The organism is Ruminococcus sp. OM04-4AA (assembly GCF_003462585.1).
In the GTDB taxonomy this organism is placed as follows: Bacteria; Bacillota; Clostridia; order Lachnospirales; family Lachnospiraceae; genus Mediterraneibacter; species Mediterraneibacter faecis.
On sequence record NZ_QTZH01000039.1, the window covers coordinates 23,058 to 29,074 of the forward strand.

Here is a 6,017-nt window from a genome sequence, read left to right on the forward strand (position 1 = left end):
TCAAAAATACTTTAATCAGGAAATTTTTTAGAAAAATATATATTATTAGAAAGGAACTACTCTCATGACAAAACGACTTATAGACACAACAGCTACTGAATTATCTTCTTATAGCAAATCAGAGTTGTTGACTTCTATTGCAGATAGCGAAGGAAGAACACTTGCTGCGGAAACAATCGGAACCGTAACACCAATGTTAGTGAACATTACAAATGCAGAATTTGTAACCTCACTTGGAGCAGACTTGATCATGTTAAATATTTTCGATGTCAATCAGCCTGTAATCCAGGGATTGCCACATGTATCACCGGAAGATACTATTCGTGAAGTAAAACGTCTTACCGGAAGAATGGTTGCGATAAATCTAGAACCGGCTACAATTAAAAACAATGACGAGGAGTCTGTCTGGAATCTGACAACCGGCCGCCAGGCAACTGTAGAAAATGCAAGGAAAGCCGCAGATATGGGAGTAGACATGATTGTTCTGACAGGTAATCCTGGAGTAGGGGTTGACAATGAAGCGATCATGCAGGCTCTTTCTAAATTGAAAGACGCTGTTGGTGACCGAGTCATCCTTACAGCCGGGAAAATGCATGCATCTGGAATCATTTCAGAAGCAGGCGAAAAAATTCTTACTGAAAAAGATATTGTAGATTTTATCGATGCTGGCACCGACGTGATATTACTTCCGGCACCTGGAACAGTTCCTGGGATCACAATGGAATATGCCGGTAAATTAATTAAAAAGGCGCATGAGAAAGGTGCTCTAGCGATGACAACGATTGGAACATCTCAGGAAGGTGCAGATGAAGATACCATTCGTCAGATTGCTCTTATGTGTAAGATGGCCGGTGCGGATATTCATCATATTGGAGACAGCGGATATATGGGCATGGCATTACCTGAGAATATCACAGCCTATAGCGTGGCAATTCGTGGAAAACGCCATACATACCGAAGAATGGCAATGTCCCTTCTTCGCTAAAGGAGAGTAGAAATACTCTCCTTATTTTTGAATAATCCCTTGATAACCTGCTTTAAGGAAGAGATCAAAGCAACCCTGGAATCTGCACCATTCCTCATCAGACTCTCCCAGATGCTTTCTGCACATCCCCAAACATCCCATAATTTGAACTGTCAATAAATCTGTTAATGAAGCTTCATCCAATTCCGTCTTGCCACTCATTAAATCAAGAAAATCTTGCCTTAGTGCCGCAACAGTATGCTTTACAGCTTGAAGAAACAACGCTTCTGAGAAAAAAAGCGGCTGATATTTTGGATTCTTTCGAAGAACCCAACAAAGCCCCTTCTTTGAATTTGAATTCGATGCATTTTCTGATAGCAACGCCATATTTTTAATATCACATAATGCATCTGAAAACAATTCATCAACCACCTGCCCTATGTTACCAAAATGAGCATAAAATGTTCCTCTGCTAACACCTGCATATTTGCAAAGATCCGTTATAGTGATTTGCATATAATCCTTTTTCATAAGGAGTTGCAGGAATGCATCTTTAATAGAATTATGTATAAAATTGTCTTGAAATAAAATTGTTTTTTCTTCTTTCATATATTTTTAAAAGCTCCGCAATATATATGTAATTATAGTTATAAATTGACATAAAAATAAAGTATCTTTTCCAGATTTTAGGCTATTTTAAACAATCTGATTAGCTTTGTTCAAACACATCTGAAAGAGATTGGTTTATCGATTTGTTTATGTTATGTTGGGTATATAAGAAGCGTGTATATAAAAATAGAAGGAGGTAGGTATTCTATGGGAGAAACATTATACACAATAGGAACGGATCAGCAGCAGGCATGGATGAAAAAAAACTGTTTTCCACCTAGAGGATACGGTTACTCTGAACCGGGAACATATTCTCTTGATGCTACAGAAGTTGCAGCATACAATGTCGCAAAGTCATTTTATCAAGTCTATCCTGAAGTCTGGAATATCGATTATATTACAAAAGAAACCGGAATCAAACCAGATGATATCAAGGATCGATTAAAACGAATGTATGATGAACATCTTATCATGTTCGTTATGAATCCAAATGTTGGTGTTTACGGTTGGGGACTTTATTATTGGGTTGTCAAATTAAAAGACGGTACAGATCCAAAGGTAAAAGCTGAATTTGCCAAGTGGTATCAGAATAAAGATGATATTTGTACAGGATATCTCGCAGAGGGCGATTTTGATTTCTTTAACGGAAATCACATGAGAGTTCTGGACAATCTTCTTGCAGATGTTATCCAGCCATGGAAAGACAGACCGGAGGTTGAATATGTACATCTTTGTCCGATCAGGGCAGATGTCAGAGAATCACTTGTAAATCAATGGGATGTTCCGGAAGACAGATACAGAAAATTTATTTTTGGGGAAGAACAGAAGAAGAAATTCCTTAAAGTTCAGAACAAAATAGATAAAAAAGATTTTGCTATTATCGAAGCTCTTAACAGTACAAAATCAATCGCAGATATGTTTGATTTTGATATGTTGGAGAAGTTATCTGGCTTAGATGGCAAGCAAATGAAAAAAGACATTGTAATGTGTGTTGATGAACGAAAATTTATGCTTCCAATGATTTATATTAATTACCGTGCACTCGGAATGTCAATGCATATGTATCTGGTCCGTATGTTCCAGAATGTTCCAAGTTACAGAAAAGCAGAAATTGTAGATGAATTCTCACTTATGCCAGAATTTGTAGACATTCTTCAGTTCGGTGATTCTTTCTACGATTGTATGCTGACTGTTTATACTGAGGTAAATGACGTCGAAGCAATCAGACAATGTTAGAAGGATATGCTGAGATTGAAGAAGTAAAAGTAGCAAATTCAAAGAGACAGTTCAGACGTTGGGTAGCCCGTCTTGATGATGATAACGGATATTGGGAAGAATGCGTTATGACGGATGACTTTTTACAGAACAGACTGGAATCCGGTTCCGTAAAATGTCGTTTCTCAACTGACTCAGAGGAGGTGCAGTAATATGATCGTAAAACATCCAAGAGAATATGTTGTTGATAAACTTCAATATGCATTAAATCCAAAAACGATTGCCGTAGTCGGAGCCAGCCGTTATTCTACAAAAGTCGGCTATAAAGTTGTTGATGGCCTTTTAACATGGGGATATAAAGGAAAGATTTATCCTGTAAATCCAAGAGCAGATAAAGTTGCCGGATTTACAGCTTATAAGACTGTAAAGGATATTCCTGATGAAATCGATCTTGCTTTTCTTGCTGTACCTGCACATATTGTTAAATCTGTTTTGGAAGATTGTGTTGAAAAGAAAGTTAAGATTGTTGTTATTGCCACAAGTGCATTTAAAGAAATCGGACGTGGAACACTGCAGGATGAACTCACTCAATATTGTCGTGATCATGAGCTGCCTCTGATTGGACCAAACCTTGTAGGAATGGGAAGTCCATACCTTAATTTCAACTGCGGATTTATCCCTTATCTTCCAATCAAAGGTCCTGTAGCAATGATTTCTCAGTCAGGTGCCAACTTGCTTGCGGCACTTGGAACCTCACAGAAAGATCATTTTGGAATGAGCTTCTTCGTAGGACTTGGAAATAAAGCTGACGTTGATTTCTGTGAGTTTATATCCTACGCTGGAAGAGATGAAAACAGTAAATGTCTTGCAATTTATATTGAAGGACTGGATAGTCCTGATGCATTTATTGAAGCTTGCCGCAGTGTTGATAAACCGATCGTAACAATAAAAGTCGGTGGTTCAAAGATTGGTGAAAAAGCTGCATTTGCACATACTGCTTCTGAAAACAAAGGAACAAATGATGCATTTTATGATGATATTTTTGAAAAGGCTGGAGCTATCCGTGCGACTACATGGCAGGAATTCCTCGATATATCAATGGCATTAGGAATGCAACCGGCACCAAAGGGTGACAATATCGTTATGATTACCAACGGTGGTGGTTCAGGTCTTCTCAGCTGTGATCACTTTGAACGTCGGGGAATGCCAATGCATGAGCTGGCAGAGATTTCTCCTAATCTAGCAGGAAGAATCCGTGCATATATGCCAATGTTTGGTTCACCGCTTAATCCTGTTGATATTTCCGGAACAGCTTCACCTGTTCAGTATAAAGGTGCATTCACACAGGTAATGCGTGACCCGAATGTACATGGAATACTTGGATCCATCTGTCCGACAGCAGTAACAGATGTTCCGGCTGTAACAAATCTGGTTATCGATATTTACGAGACATATAAGCATCTTGGAAAACCATTCATTATGGAATGCCAGGGTGGTGAAGAATGTCAGGAAGCTATCATGAAGTTGAGAGATCATGGAATCCCAGCTTATCCGACTGCTGAACAAGCCGTAAATGCTATGGTTGCTCTCTACAAATATGGACAGATCAAAAATAAGAAATAAATTATGAGCAGACATTTAGATTATAACAGCAGTTGTGCAGACAACTACTTCTCTTCTATAAAAAGCTCTTATAAGAAAATGACACCTCTTTTAGGGGGTGTCATTTTCAATAGCTTTATTTTCTTTGTATTAAAATCTTACCCGCTCCCGATCCGGATGTTCTCCCGACCATCCGATCTGCGGTAAAGTCATCAACTGATACATATCATTTTCCTCTATGTCAAATCCGAAAACATCCAGATTCTGATGCATTCTCTCACTGGAAGAGGATTTTGGCAACGGTAACACACCGCACTGCAGAGCAAATCTGATACAGATCTGTGCGACAGATACCTGATATTTTTCTGCAAGTTCCATAAGAAGTGGCTCCTTGAGAACTCTGGCTCGACCGATCGGACTCCATGCCTCTACCTGAATCCCCATCTGCTTACAGAAATCAACTGCAGCCTTCTGCATATATCCTGGATGGAATTCTAACTGATTCACCATAGGAGTAATGCTTGTCCGCTCTAACAGATTGTTTAAATGATGCGGCAGAAAATTGCTGACACCGATTGCCCGTACCTTTTTCGACTTATAGAGATCTTCCAGTGCTTTCCATGTCTCCACATCCAAATCTCTCCACTCTGCATTCAGATCAGAAGGTCTTGGCCAATGAATCAGATAGAGATCCAAGTAATCTGTACCTAATCTTTTACAAGTGCTTTCGAACTCCTGCAAAGTTGAATCATATCCAAGATGATCTTTCCATACCTTTGATGTCAGGAAAAAATCTTCTCGCGGAATTCCACTCTCGCGTACAGCTTTTCCTACTGCTTCTTCATTGAAATAAAAGGCTGCCGTATCAAGATGGCGATACCCATGTCGGATTGCTTCACTTATAATTGCTTCATCGGTGTTGTCTGCGGCTTTATAGGTGCCAAACCCCACTGCTGGGATTTCCACTCCATTAGCTAATGTAAATGTATGTCTCATGATGCTTCTCTTTCTTGTTATATAGATGCTGTGAATATTATTCGAATTCCACTGTTCCTGTCGGCTTTGGTGTGAAATCATAAAGTACACGGTTGATTCCTGTAGATCTGAAATCCGGAACAACAGTAAAATACTGCCAGATCTTTCCTTCGAGTCCATTCTTTTCAAATTCCTCACGAAGAATTGCGTCAGATTCACGTACTGCTTCCAAACGATCACGTGTGATAGCTCCCGGACAACGAACTCCAAGTCCCGGTCCCGGGAATGGCTGACGGTAAACCATACCATGTGGAAGACCAAGTTCGTCTCCAACAACACGAACCTCATCCTTAAACAGAATTCTAACTGGTTCTACAAGTTCAAAATTCATATCTTTTGGAAGTCCGCCTGCATTATGATGCGCCTTTCCATGTCAGCCGGACGTCTGATTTCAGTAACATTTATTTGATTTTCCTCCTTAGTATCCTCTCAATATCTACAATGATTGTACCGTCATTATGATTACACGTCAACACATTCTGACATAATTCGATTTATTTATCTTTCAAAAATATTGCTGTACTTTTTTCCTTCTACAGTGTTTTATTTTCATCAAAAGGTATATGATTTAAGCTTTTTTCTTTGCACCATA

General features: G+C 39.1%; 6 protein-coding genes and 1 pseudogene. 4 read left to right on the forward strand and 3 right to left on the reverse strand.

Annotation, left to right across the window (positions count from 1 at the left end; all coding sequences use genetic code 11):
• Positions 1–64 precede the first annotated feature (64 nt).
• Positions 65–985, forward strand: a complete 921-nt coding sequence (locus tag DXB52_RS11190; RefSeq protein ID WP_118107353.1) for a DUF7916 family protein — start codon at positions 65–67, stop codon at positions 983–985.
• Between the two features lie 21 nt (positions 986–1,006).
• On the opposite strand, the gene DXB52_RS11195 is transcribed toward DXB52_RS11190, so the two are convergent.
• Positions 1,007–1,573, reverse strand: a complete 567-nt coding sequence (locus DXB52_RS11195) for a TetR/AcrR family transcriptional regulator (protein WP_117542309.1) — start codon at positions 1,571–1,573, stop codon at positions 1,007–1,009.
• A gap of 207 nt (positions 1,574–1,780) precedes the next feature.
• On the opposite strand from DXB52_RS11195, the gene DXB52_RS11200 reads away from it, so the two are divergent.
• From DXB52_RS11200 to DXB52_RS11205, 3 genes are read left to right on the forward strand one after another with little or no spacing between them, the layout of a single operon-like run.
• Positions 1,781–2,809: an AsnC family transcriptional regulator gene (locus DXB52_RS11200; RefSeq protein WP_472520110.1), complete on the forward strand. Its 1,029-nt coding sequence runs from the start codon at positions 1,781–1,783 to the stop codon at positions 2,807–2,809.
• The gene (locus DXB52_RS17225) at positions 2,803–3,000 is read left to right on the forward strand and encodes a hypothetical protein (protein WP_472520111.1); all 198 of its coding nucleotides are present in this window, start codon (positions 2,803–2,805) and stop codon (positions 2,998–3,000) included. The genes DXB52_RS11200 and DXB52_RS17225 overlap by 7 nt, the downstream gene beginning before the upstream one ends.
• A 1-nt stretch (position 3,001) precedes the next feature.
• Positions 3,002–4,411 carry an acetate--CoA ligase family protein gene (locus DXB52_RS11205; protein ID WP_055173244.1) on the forward strand — a complete coding sequence of 470 codons (1,410 nt, stop codon included), beginning with the start codon at positions 3,002–3,004 and terminating at the stop codon, positions 4,409–4,411.
• Between the two features lie 129 nt (positions 4,412–4,540).
• Here DXB52_RS11205 and DXB52_RS11210 read toward each other — a convergent pair whose 3' ends face one another.
• Positions 4,541–5,386, reverse strand: coding sequence for an aldo/keto reductase (locus tag DXB52_RS11210; RefSeq protein ID WP_055160723.1), 846 nt, complete (start codon positions 5,384–5,386; stop codon positions 4,541–4,543).
• A gap of 37 nt (positions 5,387–5,423) precedes the next feature.
• A pseudogene (locus tag DXB52_RS11215) lies at positions 5,424–5,792 on the reverse strand (glutamine-hydrolyzing GMP synthase); the annotation flags it as partial.
• Between the last annotated feature and the right edge of the window lie 225 nt (positions 5,793–6,017).